Here is a 15,586-nt window from a genome sequence, read left to right as displayed (position 1 = left end):
GACAGTTTTCGCAAGCTGCCCGGCCGGTGTGCCGGACCGGCGCCAGGTGCTGCCCACGCATCGTTGACAACGTTGTCAGTGGCGTCGTACCTTCAGCCTGTTTGCCCGGTCGCTGGGGGAACGTACTCTTTGTTCTATTGATCACCGGAGGATCCCCTTGCACAGCCACGTGGCGCTCCCGGTGGCCACCGGTCGTCCCCCCGCGCGCCGGCGCGCCCGAGGGGTCGGCCGGTGACCGCCCTCGCGATCGACATCGGCGGCACCAAGTTCGCCGCCGCGCTGGTCAGGCCGGACGGCACCATGGTCCGCAGGGCGGAACTGCCGGTCGGCGGCGACCCCGCCGCGACGCTGGCCTCGCTGGTCCGCGACGTCGGCGCGGGCGTCGGCGGCGGTACCGGCACAGGTGGCCTGAGCGGGGTCGGCATCGGCTCCGCGGGCCCCCTTGACGCCGTCGCCGGCACGGTCAGCCCGGTGAACATCCCCTCCTGGCGTGACTTCCCGCTGGTCGGCACGGTGCGCGGGCTCCTTCCCGGCCTTCCCGTCACGCTCGCCGGAGACGCGCAGTGCATGGCGCTGGGGGAGTGGTGGCGGGGCGGGCACGGCTCGCGCTCCCGGGCACTGCTGGGCATCGTGGTCTCCACCGGTGTTGGCGGCGGGCTGGTTCTGGGCGGGGTGCCGTACCTGGGACCGACAGGAAACGCCGGGCACATCGGGCACATCTCCGTGGACCGGGGCGGTGAGCTCTGCCCATGCGGGGCGACCGGCTGCCTGGAGACGATCGCCAGCGGCCCCAGCATGGTCCGCTGGGCGCTGGCGAACGGCTGGGGCGAGCCCGGTACCCCGACGGACGCCCGTACGCTCTCGGCCGACGCCGCCCGCGGAGTCCCCGTGGCCCAGCTGGCCTTCCAGCGGGCCGCCGACGCGCTGGCCGTGGCGATCCTCACCACGGCGGCGCTCTTCGACATCGACGACGTCGTCATCGGGGGCGGCGTCTCCGGGGCGGGCGAGACCCTGCTCACCCCGCTGCGCCAGGCGGTCACCAAGCAGGCGGGCCTCGGCTTCCTGCACCGCCTGAACGTCGAGCGCACCCGTCTGGAACGCGACGCCGGCCTGTACGGCGCCGCGGCACTGGTCCTCAAGGAGAGCCGATGAGCCCGATAGCCGTCCAGTTGTACTCCGTGCGCGAACAGGCGGCCGTCGACCGCCGCGCCGTGCTGCGCCGCATCGCCGAGATGGGGTACGGCGCGGTCGAACCGTACGACGCGCACCTCGACCCGGATGGGCTCCGCGAGGAGCTGGAGGAGACCGGGCTCGCGGTGTGCAGCGTGCACGCCCCGCTGCTCGACGAGCGGCGCGCGACGGCGCTGGCCGCCGCCGTGGCCATCGGCGCCCCGACCGTCATCGTGCCCGCCGCCCCCGCCGAGTGGTTCGCCGGCAGACAGGAGCTGGAGCGGGCGGCCAGGACCATCGGCGAGGTGGCCAGGGAGGCGGCGGACCACGGCCTGCGGCTCGGCTACCACAACCACTGGTGGGAACTGGAGCGGCGGGTGGAGGGCCGTCCCGCGCTTGAGGTGCTGGCCGACCTGCTGGACCCCTCGGTGCTGCTGGAGGTCGATCTCTACTGGGCGGCGGCCGGCGGGGTCGACCCCTCGGGGCTGCTGGCCCGGCTGGGCGAGCGGGTGAGCCACCTGCACGTCAAGGACGGGCCCGCCACCCAGGAGGGCCCGATGACCGCGGTCGGCTCGGGCGAGGTGCCCATCGTGGACGCGCTGAACACCGCTCCGGACGCGGTGCGGATCGTGGAGCTCGACCACTGTGCCACCGACATGCTCCAGGCGCTGGCCGACAGCCACGCCTACCTGACCGGCCTTGTCGCCGCCGGGCGGGTGAGCTCGTGACCGGACCGCTCGGAGTGGCGATCGTCGGCTGCGGGAACATCAGCCACCAGTACCTGGGCAACCTCGCCTCCTTCCCCGGCGTGCGGGTGGTGGCGTGCGCCGACCTCGACCGGGCACGCGCCGAAGAGGTCGCGGCACGCTACGGCGTGCCGATGGCGGCCGCACCGGAGGAGGCGATCTCGCACCCCGACGTGGAGTTGGTGATCAACCTCACGGTCCCCTCCGCGCACGCCGAGGTGGCGCTCGCCGCCGTTCTGGCCGGGAGGCACGTCTACAACGAGAAGCCGTTCACGGTGGACAGGGAGTCCGGGGCGGAACTGGTCGAGGCCGCCGCGTCGGCGGGGGTGCTCCTGGGCAGCGCCCCCGACACCTTTCTGGGCGCGGGGTTGCAGACCGCGGCCCGGCTCGTGGCCGAGGGGGCCATCGGCACGCCGCTCACCGCCCTGACCCTGTTCCAGAGTCCGGGCCCCGAGTCGTGGCATCCCAGCCCTGAGTTCTTCTTCCAGCCGGGGGCCGGGCCGCTGTTCGACATGGGCCCCTACTACCTGACGGCACTGGTGACCCTGTTCGGCCCGGCGGAGCGGGTGGCGGCCGTCGGCCGCAGGGCCAGGGACGAGCGGGTCATCGGCTCGGGGCCCAGGGCAGGCACGCGTTTTCCCGCGGTGGTTCCCACCCACACGACCGCGCTGCTGGAGTTCGCCGCGGGCCAGGCGGCCACGATGATCTTCAGTTTCGACTCGCCGCTCCGCCGCGCCGGGTTCATCGAGATCACCGGCACCGAGGCGACCATGCGGGTACCCGATCCCAACACGTTCGGCGGCGAGGTGCGACTGCGCCGGACCGGTGACGAGGAATGGGTGCCGGCTCCCACGACGGGCACCGAGGCCGGTCGCGGTCTGGGCGTGCTCGACATGGCCCAGGCCATCCGGGAGGGAAGGGCGCACCGCGCCACCGGTGAGCTGGGCCTGCACGTCCTCGACACGATGATCGCCGTCGCGGAGTCCGCGGAGCGGGCCGAGTTCGTGAAGATCGCCAGTACCTGCCCGGTGCCCGCACCGCTGCCTGAGGGGTGGGATCCGGCCGAGATCCGTTTCGGCTGATCCCGGGACGGCCGCGCCCGAACGGTCAGGGGTTCCGGTCGGCGGAGGTGACGGCCTCGGGGCCGCCCTCGGAGGACTCCGCCAGGCGGGCGCGCAGGCGGGTGCGGATCTCGTCCGGGGTGTAGGCCTGCCGTCGGCGCTCGGCTCGCACGATCACCACTCCCGTGGCCGCGACACCTGCGACACCTGCCAGACCGAGTACCTTCCACCATCGCATGTGCCTACGCTAGCGGAATGTCCGGTAAGAGCATCAGCCTCGACGAGGCAGTGAACCTGACCCGCACCGGCGACGTGTGGCTGTTCCGCGGCCGAACGGTGCCCGATCGAGCCATCCAGACCGTGACGAACAGCCCGGTGAACCATGTGGGAATGTCGGTGGTCATCGAGGACATGCCTCCCATGATGTGGCACGCCGAGTTGGGCCGGTCCCTGCCCGACCTGTGGTCGGGGACCAACCAGCGCGGCGTGCAGCTGCACGACCTGCAGGAGGCGGTCACGGTCTGGGCCACCAGATACGGTCAGCGCGGCTGGCTGAGGCAGCTGGAGCCACAGGTCACCCGCGAGATGGAGGACGCCGTTCTGCGCACCGTCGCCCGGCTGGACGGCACGCCGTTCCCGTCGACGGCCAGGCTCGCCGGTCGCTGGGCGAAGGGGCGGGTGCCCAGGATCTTCAAGCGGGGCACCGGCGAGAGTGCTCTGGAGAGCGCCTACTGCGCCGAGGTCGTCGCGGTCACCTACGAGGCCATGGGGCTCCTGCCCGGCGGCCGCAGGCCGAACTGGTACGACCCGGGCCGGTTCTGGAGTGGTGACGACCTCGAGCTGACCGGCGGTTTCCGGCTCGGCGGAGAGATCACCGTGAAGCTGGGGTAGGGGCCCGTGGCCGGAGGCCGCCCCGGTCTCCGGCCGTGGCAGGACGGCCGGCGCCTTCCTGCCGCCTGGAGTGATGCTCAGGCCAGCCGGGCGGGGAAGCCTCCCGTGGCGATCGGGCCCCAGCGCTCGGGGGTGAGACGCAGCAGCGACTTGCCCTGCCGGGTCATGGCCGCGCGGTACTCCTCCCAGTCGGGGTGCTCGCCGGAGATCGACCGGTAGTAGTCGACCAGCGGTTCGAGGGCGTCGGGCAGGTCGAGGACCTCGGCCGCGCAGTCCACCTGCACCCAGGGGCCGTCGAAGTCGTCCGACAGGACCACGATGCTCACCCGGGGGTCGCGGCGGGCGTTCGAGGCCTTGGCGCGCTCGGGATAGGTGGACACCACGATGCGGCCCTCGGCGTCGACGCCGCAGGTCACCGGGGACGCCTGTGGCCTGCCGTCGCGCCGTGTCGTGATGACCAGCGCGTGGTGGCGATCACGGAGGAAATCCAGAAGCCGGTCGTGTGAGACGACCTCGTTGGTCGCGATCTTTGGGCTCATCCCCCCACTGTACGGGGATAGGGCGCGCCTGAATTAACGCTCTGCCGGGTGGAAAATGGCCCTCTTTCTCGGGAGATATGTGGTCAAGAGTCTTCTAATGGGGCATTTGGCACCAAATCTCAGGGAATTGATCTCCAATACAGCACATGAGTGGCTCGGGAACCGGCCGACGGACCCCGGTGGCTCATCCGCCCAAGCAAGGAGATAACCGTGAAGCAGAAGTCTCTTCTGGCATCGGCCCTGACCGTGCTCGCCCTGTCCGCCGTCCCCGCCGCGCAGGCGGTCGCCGCTCCGGCGCGCATCACCTCTCCCACACCGGCTCCCGAGGAGACCGCCGCGCCCACGGAATCCATGATGCCCGGTGAGAGCGGATCGCCCGAGCCTTCGGGCATGATGACCGAGCCGTTCGGTCCCGGCTGCGCCTCCCTGCCCACCAGCGGGGCGGGAAGTCCCAGCGAGATGGCGACGCAGCCGGTCGCCACCGCCATCGCCTCCAGCCCCGACCTGTCCACGCTGTCCAAGGCGATCGAGCAGGCCGGTCTGGCCGAGAAGCTCAACTCCGCCAAGGACATCACGGTGTTCGCGCCCACCAACGCCGCGTTCGACAAGATCCCGAAGGAGAAGCTCGACAAGATCCTGGGCGACAAGGAGAAGCTGACCAAGCTCCTGGGCTACCACGTCGTCGAGGGGAAGAAGACTCCGCAGGACCTCGCGGAGGGCGAGCTGACCACGATGGAGGGGGGCACGCTGAAGGTCAAGGGTTCCGGTGAGGAGTACACGGTCAACGACGCCAAGGTGGTCTGCGGCGACATCCAGACCTCCAACGCCGTCGTCTACCTCATCGACGGGGTGCTCAAGCCCAAGTGAGCCCAGTGGCGGTAAGGGCCACGACCGACCCGCCAGGCCACGCCGTGATCCGGCCGACGGAGGGGGCGTCCGTGAGGGCGCCCCTCACCCGCCCCACTCCATTCCTCGACTTCACCCGAACCCGTCCCTCGTCTCACCGCTTCCCGCCTCGTGCCCGCCTCGTGCCCGCCCGTGTCCGTCTTTCGGCCATGCCCACCTCGAGCCCACCTCGTGTGACTAGCACCCCGATCCGCGGGTAACTGGCGGTCACACGGTGGGAAGGCGGAGGTCATGGGCATCAAGGACAGGTTCGGGCCGAGGGCGCGAAGGCTGCGGACGGTGGCCCGCAAGGTCTTCGGCTGGCGAGACCTGCGGCCGGGGCAGCTTGACGCCATGCGTCACCTGCTGGACGGCGGCGACGCCCTCGTGGTCATGCCCACAGGCAGCGGCAAATCAGCCGTCTACCAGGTGCCCGCACTGCTGCTCGACGGCCCCACCGTGGTCGTCTCACCGCTGATCGCCCTCCAGCGCGACCAGGTCGCCGGGCTGGCCGAGGCCGACGCGGGAGGGGCGGTCGCGGTCAACTCCACCCAGTCCGGCGGCGAGGCGTCGCTGGAGGCGGTACGCGCGGGCACCACCGAGTTCGTGTTCCTCTCACCCGAGCAGCTCGCCAAACCGGAGACGGTCGAGCGGCTGCGCGCCGCGCGCCCCTCGCTGATCGCCGTCGACGAGGCGCACTGCGTGTCGGCCTGGGGCCACGACTTCCGGCCCGACTACCTGCGGCTGGGGCAGGTCATCGAGCGGCTCGGCCACCCTCCGGTGGTGGCGTTGACCGCCACGGCCTCCCCGGCGGTGCGCGAGGAGATCGTCGCGGCCCTCGGCCTGAGGAACGTCCGGCAGATCGTGCGAGGCTTCGACCGGCCCAACATCGACCTGGAGGTGCGCCGTTTCGTCACCCAGGAGGACCTGAGGCGGGCGCTGGTGGAGGACGCCGCGTCCCGCTCAGGGCTCGGGCTGGTCTATGTCGCCACCCGCCGCGCCGCCGAGGAGTACGCCACCGCGCTGCGCGAGGCCGGTCGCAGGGCCGAGGCGTACCACGCGGGGATGAAGGCGGCCGAGCGCCACAGGATCCACGAGATGTTCCGTGACGACGAGCTGGACGTCGTCGTGGCGACCTCCGCGTTCGGCATGGGCATCGACAAGCCGGACGTGCGGTTCGTACTGCACGCCTCCCCGCCGGAGTCGCCGGACTCCTACTACCAGGAGATCGGCCGCGCCGGGCGGGACGGCGAGCCCGCCGCCGCGGTGCTGTTCTACCGCCCGGAGGATCTGGGGCTGCGCAGGTTCTTCGCCGGGGGACGGGCCGACGAGGAACTCCTGCTGCGGGTCGCGACGCTGGTCCACGAGCACGGCGGCACCGTACCCGCCGGCGAGCTGCGCGACCTTCTCGACATCGGGGCCACCCGGCTCACCCGGGCGGTCAACCTGCTGGAGCGGGCGAACGCGATCGAGGTCACCGGGGAGGGCGACCTGCGCCCGGCACCCGGCGGGCCCGCGCCCGAGGCGGCCACGGCGCGCGCCGTCGAGCTGGACGACACCCGCCGCCGCATCGACGACTCGCGGATCGACATGATGCGCGCGTACGCGGAGACCACGGGCTGCCGCCGCCGGTTCCTGCTGGAGTACTTCGGCGAGCCGCGCGAACGCACCTGCGAGGCCTGCGACACCTGCAGGGCGGGTGTCGCCGAAGAGCCCGAGGCCGAGGCGGGAGGTCCGTTCGAGATGCACGCCAGGGTGCGGCACAGCGCCTGGGGCGCGGGGGTGGTGATGAGCAGGGAGAGCGACCGGATCACCGTGCTGTTCGACGAGGTCGGCTACAAGACGCTCTCCCTGGAGGCCGTCGAGCGCGAGGACCTCCTGGCCACGGGCTGACCTCTCGCCGGGTGCTCCGACCGCCCGGCCGCGCGGGGGCCGGTTCCGTACGGGTCACGAAGGTCGATGGCCGAGAACGGCCGGACGGCGCGGCCCGGCGGGCCGGTGGTGGGTCAGTCCTCGGTCTTGCGGGCCACCCCGCCCATCGTCCAGGTCTTCTCCCGGCCCTGCGTCGCCAGCGGGTTGTCGGGGCGCCAGTGGCGGACGTAGACCAGGCCGGGCTCGACCAGCTCCAGCCCGTCGAAGAAGCGCAGCACCTGGTCACTGCGCCGGGAGGCGTCCTCATGGCGGCTGAGGACCTTCCGGTAGATGTCGACCAGCGGACCCGCCGCCTCCGGGCGCGTGTCGAAGACGACGTGGCCGATGGCGAAGTGGCTGCCCGTGGGCACCGCGTCGCGCAGGATCGCCACGTTCTTGTGCGGGTCGTCCTCGTCGGGGATGAACTGCAGGGCCGACAGGATCAGGACGGCCACCGGCAGGTCCAGGTCGATCAGACGCCGCAGCTCGGGATCGTTGAGCAACTCGCGGGGGTGCAGCACGTCACCCTCGACGATGGTGGTGCGGGGGTTGGTGGCCAGCATGGCGCGGGCGTGGGAGAGCACGACCGGGTCGGTGGCGACGTAGACCACGCGGGTGTCCGGCGCGATCGCCTGGGCCACCTGGTGGACGTTGTTGCGGGTGGGCAGCCCGGAACCGAGGACGACGAACTGGGTCATGCCCTGCTCGATGAGATAGCTCGTCACCCGGCGCAGGAAGGCCTGAGCCTCCTGGGCCATGGTCCTGATCTCCGGCGCGATGGCGAGCACTTCCTCGGCGGCCTTACGGTCGGCGGCGAAGTTGTCCTTGCCACCCAGGAAGTAGTCGTTCATCCTGGCGACGTTGGGCACGCTCGTGTTCAGGCCGGCCGCCGGTCGCCGGTCGGCGTCGCTCATCTGTTCTCTCCTCTGCTGCCTCTGACGTCCTCCCCGGCCGGGTCCGGTGACACCCGACTGCCAGGGCGTGGGTAACGATCGAGGGGCCAAGCTGTTTTTTCGGGGCAGTCTATTCCTTACGGCCTACTCCGCCGACGACCCAGACGGAGTCCGGCCGGTGGGGCACCGCGCCCTCCGGCCGCCACTGGGGAATGTAGACGAGGCCCGGCTCGACAGGTTCCAGCCCGTCGAGGAAAGGCTCGACCTCGGCTATGGTCCGCAGGTTCGCACGGCGGGGGCCGGTGATCGACCCGCGGTCCTGAAAGAGGTCGGCGAGCTTCGCGGTCCTCTCGGGACACAGGTCCGAGACGGCGTGGGAGATGGCCATGTGGCTGCCCGGGACCATGGCCTTCCTCAGGGTGGCGGTGATCCGCGCGGCCTCGGCGTCGTCCGGGAAGTCGGTCAGGAACGAGAAGAGGAGGATCGCCACGGGCCGGTCGAGGTCGACCACGTCGGTGAGGCCGGGATGGGCCAGCAGACCTTCCGGGTCGCGGGCGTCGGCCTCGATGACCGTGGCCCGGCTGTCCTCCTTCAAGAGAGCCCGGGCGTGCACGACGACCATCGGGTCGTTGTCGACGTAGACGACCCGCGCGTCGGGAGCGATGCCGTGCAGGATCTGGTGCACACTGCCCTGGGTCGGCAGTCCGCAGCCGACGTCGATGAACTGGCGTATGCCGGTCTCGGCGAGAAATCGCACGACGCGGCCGAGGAACCTGCGTCCCTCCATCGACATGGCGGGAAGTTCGGGGGCCAGTTCGAGTGCCACCCGCGCGGCGTCGCGGTCGGCGGCGAAGTTGTCCTTGCCACCCAGGAAGTAGTCGGCTATCCGGCCCGCGTTCGGGATCGTGGGGTCGAACCTGAGGCGCTCAGGTTGCGGCGACGCCATGATGTCCTCCGTCCGGCGGTGCGGCTTTCAGCGGACATTATCGGCCCTCAGGCCACAAGATGATGTATTTCCGATCAATACCCCTCTCTAGGGACGCATCTTCCTGATGCCCGGCTGCCTGCGCTCCGGGTGGGCGCCGTTTCGCCGGTGACGGGCCGCGTCGCGCTCAGTGGCAGGCCTCCAGGTGGCGCCCCCCTCTCCCGGGAAGGGCGAAGGCCGCCCACACCGCCTTGCCGCGGGTCTCCAGGGGGGCCCAGCCCCACATCTCGCTGACGCCGTCGACCACCTGTAGCCCCCGGCCGCTCTCCGCCTCGTAGTCGGGTTCGCGCAGGCAGGGCTCCTGGTCGCTGGGGTCGGTGACCGCGCACAGCATCGAGCGTTCGGTGTGGCAGAGGATCACCTTGACCTCGGGGCAGGCCCGGGAGTGGTGGACGCCCCGCGTGCCGTGACGTACGGCGTTGGTCACGAGTTCGGAGACCACGACACCGGTGTCGTCGATCAGTTGCTCCAGCTCCCAGGCCCTCAGGGCGCCGGCGGTGAACTCACGGGCGGTCCGTGCGGCGCACGGATCGTGGCGAAAGCTGCGTACGGCCATCTGCAGCCGGTTGACATGGCTCTCGCCGGTCCAGGGAGGCAGGCCGCTCGGGGGCAGTAGGTGATCGAGCATCGACAACCACCGTTCCCACCCTCCGATCTCAGCTCGGATGGGTGTGGCTTCATGTCTCTGGTAACCAGTCATCGACGACCTTGGGGGTGGGCGATCGTGTGGCAAGGGCGATCCGTCTAGTCATCTTGCACGCCGTAATGTGCATAGGCAAGTACAAATGCACGTGCATCTGCACAAAAAGCTCTATGCTCGTGGTGTTGTTTCCCTCCCTAATCGGTGAGAGGCGAGGATGAACCAGCTGTACAACGGCATGTCGGCAGCCCTGATGGGCGGCATCGTCTGGCGCAAGAGTCACTTCAGCAACCCCAGCGGCAACTGCGTGGAACTCGCGGAGCTCCCCGACGGCAGGGTCGCGATGCGCAACTCCCGCGATCCCGAAGGGCCCGCGCTGATCTACACGCGCCGCGAGGCCGACGCCTTCGTGCGCGGGGTGAAGGGCGGGGAGTTCGACGACCTGATCGCCTGACCGCCGGCAGGGGTGGTTGAAGAATAAAATTCTCTATGGTCTGGGCCTGGCGGGCGGAGTAGCGTGAAGGGTCGCGATCGCCGCAGGAAAGTTGGAACAGGCTCGCGCTCCGTGCCCAAAGGACTGTAGATGATCACACCTCACGCCGACGATCAGCCGGTCGTTCCAACTCCCATGGCCGTGCCGAGGGGCAGTTCCACGGTGCTGCGGATCGTCCTGGGAGCGCAGCTCCGCCGGCTGCGCGAGCACCGGGGCATCACCCTGGAGGAGGCGGGGAACGCCATCCGGGCCTCGCACTCGAAGGTCAGCCGCATGGAGCTCGGCAGGGTCAGCTTCCGGATCAGGGACGTCGCGGACCTGCTCACCCTGTACGGCGTGACCAGCGAGGACGAGCGGGAGCCGCTGCTCTCCCTCGTCGAGAAGGCCAACCTCACCGGCTGGTGGCACAACTACAACGACGTGCTGCCCAACTGGTTCGAGACGTACGTGGGGCTGGAGGAGTCGGCCACCGGCATCCGCAACTACGAGGTCCAGTTCGTGCCGGGACTGCTGCAGAGCGAGGGGTATGCGAGAGCCGTCGTCCAACTGGGCTTCCCCTCGGCCTCCCGGGAGGAACTGGACCGCCGGGTGCGGCTGCGCATGGCGCGCCAGCGGCTGCTGCGCGGCTCCGCGCCGCCCCACCTGTGGGCGGTGCTGGACGAGGCCGTGCTGCGCCGCCCGCTCGGCGGGGTCCAGGTGATGTGCGAGCAGATCGACCACATCCTGACGGCGCTCGAACTGCCCAATGTGACGGTCCAGATCGTGCCCTTCAGCGTGGGCGGGCACGCCGCGGCCGGAGGGCCCTTCAGCATCCTGCGGTTCGCCCAGCCCGACCTGCCCGACGTGGTCTACCTGGAGCAGCTCACCAGCGCCGTCTACCTGGAGAAGCGCGACGACGTCGACAGCTACCTGGAGGTCATGGAACGCCTGTGCATCGAGGCCGAGCCGGTCACCCGCACCCGCGAGATCCTGCTGGGAATCCGCGAGGAGCTCAGCGGGAAGCGGTGAGCCGGGGTCGTCAGTCCCCGTGGGTGGACACGAGGACGTCGACGATGTCCCCGGACCCGATTCCCTTGTGCGCGAACTGCCCTGTCACCGCGAGTTCCGCGAGGCCGTGGGCCGTCGAGAGCAGGGCCATCAGCCGGGCCTTGGGCACCGGTCCCTCCCCGGCACCCGCCATGCCGAGCGCCGTCGTCACCTGGTCGATCGCCTCCTCCAGTTCCGGATGGTGGCCCGCGAGGAACTCCGAGGCGAACACCAGCCGGTACTCCTCAGGGTGCGCCGTGGCGTACTCGACGTAGCTCAGGTAAAAGGCCCGCAGCCGGCCGCGCCGGTCGGCCTCCTGCGGGATCGCCGCGGCGACGTGCGCGCTGAGGTCGGCGATGACCCGGACGGCGAGCGCGGCCAGCAGCGCGGTCTTGTCGGTGAAGTGCCGGTAGGGGGCCGTGCGGGACAGGCCGGCCAGGTCGCCGACGGCGCGCAGCGTCACGGCGTCGAGCCCCTCCTCGCGCAGCAGCCTCAGTGCGCTCTCGACCAGGCGGGTCCTGGTGTCGTCCATCATGCGCCCGCACCTTTCCCGGCAGCCCGTGTTGACAATGTCAACGTAGCTGGTTGACACTGTCAACATGATGTTGACGACGTCAACTGGAGAGCTATGAAGATCACGGTGAACGGTGTCCCCGCCACGGTGGACGCAGGCTCCGACGACGCCGCCGTGGACGTGCTGCGCGACGGGCTCGGCCTCACCGGCGCCAAAGCCGCCTGCCGCACCGGGGTCTGCGGCGCCTGCACGGTCATGGTGGGCGGCACGCCCCAGGCGAGCTGCCTGCTGCCCGCCGCCGTCCTGGAGGAACGCGAGGTCGTCACCGCGGAGGGCCTGGACCACCCCGTCCAGCGGGCGTTCGCGGTCCACGACGGCCTGCAGTGCGGCTACTGCACGCCGGGGTTCGTGGTGGAGGCCGCGGCCTTCGTCGACGCCTGGCGCGCCGAGCACGGCGACGTCGCTCCGCCGCGCGAGCGGATCGCCGCCGCCATGGCGGGCCACCTGTGCAGGTGCGGAGCCTACGAGGGGATTCACGCGGCGATCGCCGCCGCCTGCCGGGGAGAACACGACGACGCCGCGGGAACACCCGCCCGCCTGGAGGCGATGGACAAGGTCACCGGCCGAGCCCGCTACACCACCGACGTACACCTGGACGGCCAGCTGGAAGGCGTGGTCATCCGCTCCACCAGGGCACACGCCCGCGTCACCTCGGTGACCGCCGGCACCGCACACGTCATCGACCTGCTGCCGCCCGACCGCATGGTCCGCTACGCGGGCCAGCCCGTCGCCGCCGTCGCCGCTGCCACCCGCCGGGAGGCCCTGGCGATCGCGGAGGCCGCGGAGATCGGCTACGTCCCGATGCCCGCCGCGCTCGACGACACGCCCGAGGCCCCGCCCGTCTACGACGAGTCCGACAGGAAGCGCGCCCCCAGTTCCAGCGAGGGGCTGGAGCTGCCCGGCGACTGGCACGGCAACGTGCGCGGCCCCTTCACCAGGGCGAGCTGGCGCGGTCGCACCGCCGTCAAACGGATCGAGACCGCGCGGCGCGACGCCGACCCCCGCCTGGTGAGCGGCACGTTCACCACCGCCGTGCAGGTCCACACCCCGCTGGAACCGCACGCCTGCGTGGCCCGCTGGGACGGTGAGGGCGACCTTCACCTGCACCTGTCCACCCAGACCATCGGACTGGCCACCGAACAGGCCGCCAAGCGGTGGAACCTGTCCGCCGACCGGGTCCATGTCGTCGCCGACCACGTCGGCGGCGGTTTCGGGGCCAAGTCCGGCGTCACCGTCGAGACGGTCGCGGCCGTCGAACTCGCGCGGGCCTGCGGAGCACCGGTGCGCGTGGTGCTCAGCCGCGCCGAGGAGCTCAGCGACGCGGGCAACCGCCCCGGCACCCGCACCACGCTCGAACTGCTCACCGACGACCGAGGCGACCTCGCCGCCCTCACCGTGGACGTCCACGGGCGCGGCGGCGTGGCCATCGGATCGATGGTCGCCGGGATGGCCCGCCTCATGTACGGCACCGCGCCACGGCGGCTCCGCGACTACGACGTGGTCACCAACGAGCCGCCGGGCACCCCGTTCCGCGGACCCGGGGCACCGCCCCTGCTCTGGGCACTGGAGCAGGCGGTGGACGAGGCCGCCCACCGTCGTGGCGAGGACCCGATCGCACTGCGCCGCCGCTGGGACGGCAACCGCAAACGGCACGCCCTCTACGACCGGGCACTGGCCCTGCCGCTGTGGGCCGACCGGCCGCGGACCGGCTCCCAGACGGGCCGCTTCCGCAGGGGCGTCGGGGTGGCCGCCGCCAACTGGCTCTACATGCTCGACCCCGCCACCGAGGTGGAGCTGCGCGTCGAGGGCGACGTGGTCGTGGCCGCCACCTCGACCCAGGACATCGGGACCGGCATCCGCAGCGTCATCGCCGGCGTCCTGCGGGAGGAACTCGCGCTGCCCGCCGAGCGCGTCCGCGTCGAGATCGGCAGGACGGGCACCGTGCACGGACCGCCTTCCATCGGCAGCCGCACCACGGCCTCGGTCGCCCCGGCCGTACGCGACGCCGCGCGGCGCCTGCGGGAGCTGGGCCTGAGCGACGGGGCCAGGGTCGTCGGCAGGCGCCGCCGCGACCGGCGCGGCTACCTGACCCCGGTCGCGGTGGCCGGTATGGCCCTCGGCCGGGGGTTCAGCGGCGCCGTCCACGTCACCGAGGTCGAGGTCGACACCCGCCTGGGAGCCGTCAGGCCGCTGCGGGTGTGGGCGGGGATCGCGGTGGGCCACATCTACGCCGAGCGGCTGGCGCGCAGCCAGTGCGAGGGCGGCGTCGTGCAGGGCATCGGCTACGCGCTGTACGAGGAACGCCTGGTCGACCCGGTGACCGGAACCGTGCTGACCGCCAACCTCGACGACTACCGCGTTCCCGGCATCGGTGACACCCCCGAGATCACCGTGCACTTCCACCGCGACGGCTGGGAGCACGTCAACGGCCACGGTGTCGGGGTCGGCGAGGTCTCCACGGTCGGTGTGGCCGCCTCGCTGGGCAACGCCGTGCACAACGCCACCGGCTGGCGCCCCCACGACCTGCCCATCCGCCCCGACCGGCTCCTCGAAGGGATCTCCCGTTGACCTCCGTCCCGAAGCCGCCCCCCGGACTCCCCGGGGCGGCTCCCCGCTCCCCGGAGCCGGACCCTGAAATCCGCGCGGTCGCCGGCCGCCGACCGGCCCGTTCCCCGGAGCCGGATCCCGGCGCCCGCACGACGGGGCCGTACCGCCTGCTCCCCGAGGGAGCCGTCCCGCCGACCTTCTCCCCGGGACGGCGGTTCCGGGGCCGCGCACCGGAAGGCGTTCGATGACCGCGCTCACCGACCTCGACGACCTCGGCGACGCGGTGCGGCGCGGGGGCGAGTTCCGCGCCGGAGGCACCGACCTGATGGGCCGCCGCGCGGCCGGGCCACACGTGGACCTGCGCGGCCTGCCCGACCTGTCCGACGTCACCTGGCAGCCGGACGGCTCGGTCCGGATCGGCGCGCTCAGCACGGTCGCGCGGGTCGCCCGCGACGCGCGCCTCGGTGCCGCCCACCCCTGCCTGACGCTGACGGCGGCGGGCCTGGCCACGCCCCAGATCCGGGAGGCGGCCACGGTCGGGGGCAACCTGCTGCAGCGCAACCGCTGCGCGTACTTCCGCAGCCCGTCCTTCTCCTGCCACCAGAACGGCGGCGACCACTGCCCGGCCCGCGCCGGGCTCGCCCCGAACGCCGCGATCGTCGACACCGGGCCGTGCATAGCCCCGCACCCGTCGTCGCTGGCGGTGGCGCTGCTCGCCTGCGACGCCCTGGCCGAGGTGCACGGCGGTGCCCACGATGACGTCCGCAGTGCGGCTCCCTTCCCGGTCGGCGACCTGTACGGGGACGGCTCCGATCCCACCCGCGACCACCTGCTGGGGCCGGGGGAGATCCTGCTGTCCGTCGTCCTGCCGCCGCCCGTGCCGGGCGAGCGGGCCGCCTACCACCGGGCGATCGGCAGGTCCGAGGCCGAGTGGCCGCTGGTGGAGGCGGCGGCACGGCTGGCCATGGACGGAGGCAGGATCACCTTCGCCAGGGTGGCCGCGGGCGGCGTCGCCCGCGTCCCGGTGCGCCTGCCCGAGGTCGAGGAGGCGCTCCTGGCCGGGGAGCCTCTCGACCGGGCGGCCGGGCTGGCCACCGCCCGGTGTACCCCGGCGGCTCGCAACCCTCACAAGCTCACCCTGCTCTCCGGGACCGTCCTGGAGGTTCTGGAGCGCGCCACCGGAACCGCAGGGCACCGCTGACCGGCTCACCCGCCACGGCGAGGG

General features: G+C 71.8%; 16 protein-coding genes. 10 read left to right on the top strand and 6 right to left on the bottom strand.

Annotation, left to right across the window (positions count from 1 at the left end; all coding sequences use genetic code 11):
• Positions 1-231: 231 nt before the first annotated feature.
• Genes AB0J58_RS20285 through AB0J58_RS20275 form a run of 3 tightly spaced genes read left to right on the top strand, consistent with a single transcriptional unit; the run spans position 232 to position 2,998 of the window.
• Complete coding sequence (locus AB0J58_RS20285) at positions 232-1,152, top strand: ROK family protein (RefSeq protein WP_364217690.1); 921 nt, start codon at positions 232-234, stop codon at positions 1,150-1,152.
• Complete coding sequence (locus AB0J58_RS20280) at positions 1,149-1,898, top strand: sugar phosphate isomerase/epimerase (protein WP_364217688.1); 750 nt, start codon at positions 1,149-1,151, stop codon at positions 1,896-1,898. The genes AB0J58_RS20285 and AB0J58_RS20280 overlap by 4 nt, the downstream gene beginning before the upstream one ends.
• Positions 1,895-2,998 (top strand): Gfo/Idh/MocA family oxidoreductase, encoded by a 1,104-nt coding sequence (locus tag AB0J58_RS20275; protein ID WP_364217686.1) that lies wholly within the window; start codon positions 1,895-1,897, stop codon positions 2,996-2,998. The genes AB0J58_RS20280 and AB0J58_RS20275 overlap by 4 nt, the downstream gene beginning before the upstream one ends.
• 25 nt (positions 2,999-3,023) lie before the next feature.
• Here the strand turns inward: AB0J58_RS20275 and AB0J58_RS20270 are convergent, their stop codons facing one another.
• The gene (locus AB0J58_RS20270) at positions 3,024-3,215 is read right to left on the bottom strand and encodes a hypothetical protein (protein ID WP_364217684.1); all 192 of its coding nucleotides are present in this window, start codon (positions 3,213-3,215) and stop codon (positions 3,024-3,026) included.
• A gap of 17 nt (positions 3,216-3,232) precedes the next feature.
• Between AB0J58_RS20270 and AB0J58_RS20265 the strand changes: the two genes are divergently transcribed.
• Entirely contained in the window at positions 3,233-3,868 is a 636-nt protein-coding gene (locus AB0J58_RS20265; RefSeq protein ID WP_364217682.1) for a hypothetical protein, read from the top strand.
• Positions 3,869-3,945: 77 nt separating this feature from the next.
• On the opposite strand, the gene AB0J58_RS20260 is transcribed toward AB0J58_RS20265, so the two are convergent.
• Positions 3,946-4,407, bottom strand: a complete 462-nt coding sequence (locus AB0J58_RS20260; RefSeq protein ID WP_343977229.1) for a PPOX class F420-dependent oxidoreductase — start codon at positions 4,405-4,407, stop codon at positions 3,946-3,948.
• Positions 4,408-4,617: 210 nt separating this feature from the next.
• On the opposite strand from AB0J58_RS20260, the gene AB0J58_RS20255 reads away from it, so the two are divergent.
• Positions 4,618-5,274 (top strand): fasciclin domain-containing protein, encoded by a 657-nt coding sequence (locus AB0J58_RS20255; RefSeq protein WP_364217681.1) that lies wholly within the window; start codon positions 4,618-4,620, stop codon positions 5,272-5,274.
• 270 nt (positions 5,275-5,544) lie between these two features.
• Positions 5,545-7,185 (top strand): ATP-dependent DNA helicase RecQ, encoded by a 1,641-nt coding sequence (locus tag AB0J58_RS20250; RefSeq protein ID WP_364217679.1) that lies wholly within the window; start codon positions 5,545-5,547, stop codon positions 7,183-7,185.
• Between the two features lie 113 nt (positions 7,186-7,298).
• Here AB0J58_RS20250 and AB0J58_RS20245 read toward each other — a convergent pair whose 3' ends face one another.
• The 3 genes from AB0J58_RS20245 to AB0J58_RS20235 form a co-directional block, all read right to left on the bottom strand.
• Positions 7,299-8,117 (bottom strand): SAM-dependent methyltransferase, encoded by an 819-nt coding sequence (locus tag AB0J58_RS20245; protein WP_364217677.1) that lies wholly within the window; start codon positions 8,115-8,117, stop codon positions 7,299-7,301.
• 109 nt (positions 8,118-8,226) lie between these two features.
• A complete protein-coding gene (locus tag AB0J58_RS20240; RefSeq protein ID WP_364217675.1) occupies positions 8,227-9,042 on the bottom strand; it encodes an SAM-dependent methyltransferase in 816 nt (271 codons plus the stop codon).
• Between the two features lie 166 nt (positions 9,043-9,208).
• Complete coding sequence (locus AB0J58_RS20235) at positions 9,209-9,709, bottom strand: ATP-binding protein (protein WP_364217673.1); 501 nt, start codon at positions 9,707-9,709, stop codon at positions 9,209-9,211.
• 229 nt (positions 9,710-9,938) lie between these two features.
• Between AB0J58_RS20235 and AB0J58_RS20230 the strand changes: the two genes are divergently transcribed.
• Positions 9,939-10,175, top strand: coding sequence for a DUF397 domain-containing protein (locus tag AB0J58_RS20230; protein ID WP_364217671.1), 237 nt, complete (start codon positions 9,939-9,941; stop codon positions 10,173-10,175).
• Between the two features lie 129 nt (positions 10,176-10,304).
• A complete protein-coding gene (locus AB0J58_RS20225) occupies positions 10,305-11,222 on the top strand; it encodes a helix-turn-helix transcriptional regulator (protein WP_343977209.1) in 918 nt (305 codons plus the stop codon).
• A 10-nt stretch (positions 11,223-11,232) separates the two neighbouring features.
• Here the strand turns inward: AB0J58_RS20225 and AB0J58_RS20220 are convergent, their stop codons facing one another.
• The gene (locus AB0J58_RS20220; RefSeq protein ID WP_364217669.1) at positions 11,233-11,775 is read right to left on the bottom strand and encodes a TetR/AcrR family transcriptional regulator; all 543 of its coding nucleotides are present in this window, start codon (positions 11,773-11,775) and stop codon (positions 11,233-11,235) included.
• 93 nt (positions 11,776-11,868) lie between these two features.
• On the opposite strand from AB0J58_RS20220, the gene AB0J58_RS20215 reads away from it, so the two are divergent.
• A complete protein-coding gene (locus tag AB0J58_RS20215; protein ID WP_364217667.1) occupies positions 11,869-14,382 on the top strand; it encodes a molybdopterin-dependent oxidoreductase in 2,514 nt (837 codons plus the stop codon).
• A gap of 223 nt (positions 14,383-14,605) precedes the next feature.
• The gene (locus tag AB0J58_RS20210; protein WP_364217666.1) at positions 14,606-15,562 is read left to right on the top strand and encodes an FAD binding domain-containing protein; all 957 of its coding nucleotides are present in this window, start codon (positions 14,606-14,608) and stop codon (positions 15,560-15,562) included.
• The last annotated feature ends 24 nt before the right edge of the window (positions 15,563-15,586 follow it).

It is taken from the genome of Streptosporangium sp. NPDC049644, assembly GCF_040675205.1.
Classification (GTDB): Bacteria; Actinomycetota; Actinomycetes; order Streptosporangiales; family Streptosporangiaceae; genus Streptosporangium; species Streptosporangium fukuiense.
Note: the sequence above shows the minus strand (reverse complement) of the source record. Positions and strands in the feature narration are given on the sequence as shown.

What these genes read in the sequence shown, in the direction of transcription:
- AB0J58_RS20280 (WP_364217688.1), top strand. Translation starts at nt 1,149, where the DNA reads ATGAGCCCGATAGCCGTCCAGTTGTACTCCGTGCGCGAACAGGCGGCC.
- AB0J58_RS20270 (WP_364217684.1), bottom strand. Translation starts at nt 3,215, where the DNA reads ATGCGATGGTGGAAGGTACTCGGTCTGGCAGGTGTCGCAGGTGTCGCG.
- AB0J58_RS20265 (WP_364217682.1), top strand. Translation starts at nt 3,233, where the DNA reads ATGTCCGGTAAGAGCATCAGCCTCGACGAGGCAGTGAACCTGACCCGC.
- AB0J58_RS20260 (WP_343977229.1), bottom strand. Translation starts at nt 4,407, where the DNA reads ATGAGCCCAAAGATCGCGACCAACGAGGTCGTCTCACACGACCGGCTT.
- AB0J58_RS20250 (WP_364217679.1), top strand. Translation starts at nt 5,545, where the DNA reads ATGGGCATCAAGGACAGGTTCGGGCCGAGGGCGCGAAGGCTGCGGACG.
- AB0J58_RS20245 (WP_364217677.1), bottom strand. Translation starts at nt 8,117, where the DNA reads ATGAGCGACGCCGACCGGCGACCGGCGGCCGGCCTGAACACGAGCGTG.
- AB0J58_RS20240 (WP_364217675.1), bottom strand. Translation starts at nt 9,042, where the DNA reads ATGGCGTCGCCGCAACCTGAGCGCCTCAGGTTCGACCCCACGATCCCG.
- AB0J58_RS20235 (WP_364217673.1), bottom strand. Translation starts at nt 9,709, where the DNA reads ATGCTCGATCACCTACTGCCCCCGAGCGGCCTGCCTCCCTGGACCGGC.
- AB0J58_RS20230 (WP_364217671.1), top strand. Translation starts at nt 9,939, where the DNA reads ATGAACCAGCTGTACAACGGCATGTCGGCAGCCCTGATGGGCGGCATC.
- AB0J58_RS20225 (WP_343977209.1), top strand. Translation starts at nt 10,305, where the DNA reads ATGATCACACCTCACGCCGACGATCAGCCGGTCGTTCCAACTCCCATG.
- AB0J58_RS20220 (WP_364217669.1), bottom strand. Translation starts at nt 11,775, where the DNA reads ATGATGGACGACACCAGGACCCGCCTGGTCGAGAGCGCACTGAGGCTG.
- AB0J58_RS20215 (WP_364217667.1), top strand. Translation starts at nt 11,869, where the DNA reads ATGAAGATCACGGTGAACGGTGTCCCCGCCACGGTGGACGCAGGCTCC.
- AB0J58_RS20210 (WP_364217666.1), top strand. Translation starts at nt 14,606, where the DNA reads ATGACCGCGCTCACCGACCTCGACGACCTCGGCGACGCGGTGCGGCGC.